The following is a 3,154-nucleotide window of genomic DNA, read 5'->3' as shown; positions in this document are numbered from 1 at the left end:
AGAATGGGAAATGGCAGTGAATAGTTTTAGTTTCAATCCCAAGCGTTTTGCAGCCGCTATACCTGATATGCACCCCACACTGCAACAGAGCCTCTATAGGTTGTTTAAGGAGTGCATCATTGTGATGGCGGACGAGACACGTCTCTATGATGACCGCAATCGTGCATCACATGAAGAAGCAAAGTGTCTTATGGAATACCTCAAGACAAACGGAAAGCATATCCCATTAAAATAATAAAATAACAAGCGTATGAAAACACAAGAAGTACAATTTGGCGGCAATAACTATCCTTGCCGTGTGGTGGAATCCAACGAGGGTGAAGAACTCCTTATCGGCTCGACTACCTTGCTCGATGCCCTTCAGCCCGGTAGTTTCAACGATGAAAATGAAGGCTTCGCAAGCAAGGAAGCCGAAAGAATCTATAACGAGGTTTTCTTCTTTACCGATATGGCAAACTTACGACTTACAGACGTAGAACTGGTTGCCGAACTGAAAAAGGACAACCCGGAATGGTTCGAATAAAAAATACAATAATCATCATAAACATCGCACAGTTATGGAAAAAGAGTATGTAATGCAACTAGCACAGACCATTAAAGAGCAGTTAATAGGACTTACCCCTATGCCCGTCCTCATGTCATGGGGTATCTCAGAGTTTGCAGCCACCATCTTCAAAGAGCTGCCTGCACTTCGTATCAAAGTAAACGGACTGTTACACGCCGGATACGTTATTATTGCACTTAATGGGTCAGATTATTATGAGATATATCTGTTGAAAGACAAAGATGTAGAGTGTGTCAATGAAGAAGTTTGTTTCAACGAGTTAGGGGATGTCATGGACAGGGCAATTGAATGCGGTACTGACAAAGAGGAATACGAAAAAATTTGCCATCAGCAACTCACCAAATTATTAAGCGGGCAGTTCTCCTGATAAACCGGAAGAAGATTAGTAGTAAACCGTCAGTACGATTGTACTGGCGGTTTTTGTTCTTCTTATATCAGACAGCCGGATTTTTATTTCGCGTTACGCTTGTTCTGAACGTCCTTTATCATCTCTTTCACATCTTGTCCTACTTGTACAAAGTTTTTGTATAGGATGCGTTCCCGTTCCTCTCTCGACTTGAAGGTGTAGAACTTCGGCAGCGGCACATACGCCGCTTCCTCTTTCTTGATTGCTGCCATATCAAAATCTGTTTTACAGAAGAACTTTGTAGTCTTGAACTCTTCCGATTCTTGAATATTCATTGAACCGCCCATACCTGTTTTCGTCTTCACAAAATCCCGTGCCGTCTGACCGCATATCCATCCGGTTGCCATATCCGAGATTTTCGAGGCAGGCACAAGGTTATCCATATTTTCATTGAGATTGATACTTGTTTTGTCCCGGTCAATGGTCACGCCTTTTTTGACCTGTACCACCTTGCCGAAGATGTCATTGGACAACCATTCCAGCGTTTCTTTGGCACGTGCCGAGCCGCTGACCACATTGCCTACCGTCGTAATGATTTTTTGCATACCTACCTTACCATAATCGGCTTCCAGTTGCGGTAGTTCCTGAAAGCCGAGCGTTACACTCACCTTATTGCTTCGCGCCGTACCTATCAGACGGTCTATTTTGTGAAAGTAGAGTGTCGGTAACTCGTCCACTATAATACTCACGGGAATATTTTTCCCCTGCCCGGTATTCACACGGGTAACGAGGCGGTTTAGGATAAGAGCGTTCAATGCGCCGATGATGGACTCCATTTCCGGGTCATTTGCAATCAGCAGGTAACTCGGATTCTTCGGGTCACTCACCTTCAGGTCGAAGTCATCGCCATCCCGGTGGAATATCCAGTAGCTCTCTTTGGTTGCCAGACGCGAGGTATAAACACGTAACGTGCCAATCATACCCTCCAGTTGCTCCATTGCCTTATTTTTGAAAGCTGTCTGGAACGGGCCAAGTAGCGGAGCAACCTCATTGTCAGTTTCCAGTACCTCGAAAATCGTCTGATAACTTTCATTCAAGAATGACAGAATATGTGGCATGTCCGAATACTTTCCCAGCCAGTAGGCAGGTTCCACGATATTGCCGCCTTCACGGTCACGCACGATACCTGTCGGTTTCCAGAATTTGGTCTGCGGATCTTGCTGTCTTTCCGCATATAGAGGCTTGCCGTTGGCATCGTAGGGTTCACGCTCATAATTCACGAAAAAGTATATACAGGCGGCAAGGAAGTTTACCGCCGAGGTTTGGAAGAACTGGTCGCTTCCGCCGCCGCCCTCTTTCTTACCCTTTTGTAGGCTTTCCAATAATGTTTCCGCCGTTTCGCTGGCCGCCGCGAGGTTGTTGATGTACTTTGCCTGAATTGGATTCACCCGACGGCTGTACTCCACATCCACAAAATTAATCATGTTGAACTTACACCCTTTGGGTACTCTGCCCAGTTTCTCGTTCCTCTTGTAATGGTAGTAGAGCTTGGTCGCCAATGTCGGAAACTTGTAGTCATACACCACCATGGCGAAACCTTTGGCCGAATGCTGTCGGATAAACGGCTCTATGATACTGAAAGTCTTGCCCGACCCCGGTGTTCCAACTACCCATGTTCCTCTGAAGCAGTTACTTACAGAAATCCATCCCTTGCGGAATTTACCCTTATAGTAGTACCGCATGGGGATATTTACGCTGTATTCATTCTCGACTTTTTCCTCACATTGTTCAAAACTTTCATTCTCGAAGTTGAAACGGTCTTTCATCAGTCCCTCCTTGATGAACTTCGAAATGTTGTCTAATGCAATATGTACCAGTACTACGCCAGCAATGGAGGCAATCATATAGAGAATGATATTCAAAGGTAAGGTATAAAGCCTTGTTCCCATCGTATGGCCGAACATCCATACGGAGATTACGAGCAGCAACAACCCGCTCGTCAATGGATACACCACCTGCCGGCGTGCGTTGAACTCCAGATGCTTCTTGTTCCGCGTTCCGACACAAGTGATGCAGATAAGCAGTACCGTCGCAATTTTGCTGTACACAAGATTGCCGTCGTGGTAAATCATCCATTGTTTGATGCGTCCGTGAATGTCGGTCAGTATGCCGCCCCAGTGGTCGAGCATTGCAGGGTCAATGGCATATTCAAAGAACTCCAGTAGTACGGACACATATACCAC

General features: G+C 45.7%; 4 protein-coding genes. 3 read left to right on the top strand and 1 reads right to left on the bottom strand.

Translation table 11 applies throughout. From position 1 onward, the window contains the following. The 3 genes from ABUA47_RS23850 to ABUA47_RS23840 form a co-directional block, all read left to right on the top strand. On the top strand, positions 1-235 hold a 235-nt coding region (locus tag ABUA47_RS23850; protein ID WP_349832184.1), incomplete at its 5' end, for a hypothetical protein. 15 nt (positions 236-250) lie between these two features. Continuing rightward, positions 251-523, top strand: coding sequence for a hypothetical protein (locus ABUA47_RS23845; RefSeq protein WP_005836862.1), 273 nt, complete (start codon positions 251-253; stop codon positions 521-523). 34 nt (positions 524-557) lie between these two features. Next, positions 558-932 carry a hypothetical protein gene (locus ABUA47_RS23840; protein WP_349832182.1) on the top strand — a complete coding sequence of 125 codons (375 nt, stop codon included), beginning with the start codon at positions 558-560 and terminating at the stop codon, positions 930-932. Positions 933-1,015: 83 nt separating this feature from the next. Here the strand turns inward: ABUA47_RS23840 and ABUA47_RS23835 are convergent. After that, on the bottom strand, positions 1,016-3,154 hold a 2,139-nt coding region (locus ABUA47_RS23835; protein ID WP_349832180.1), incomplete at its 5' end, for a type IV secretory system conjugative DNA transfer family protein.

The sequence above is a fragment of the Bacteroides sp. RTP31139st1_H2_RTP31139_211217 genome (genome assembly GCF_040227615.1).
Lineage (GTDB): Bacteria > Bacteroidota > Bacteroidia > Bacteroidales > Bacteroidaceae > Bacteroides > Bacteroides uniformis.
This window is presented reverse-complemented; position numbering and strand designations above follow the sequence as displayed.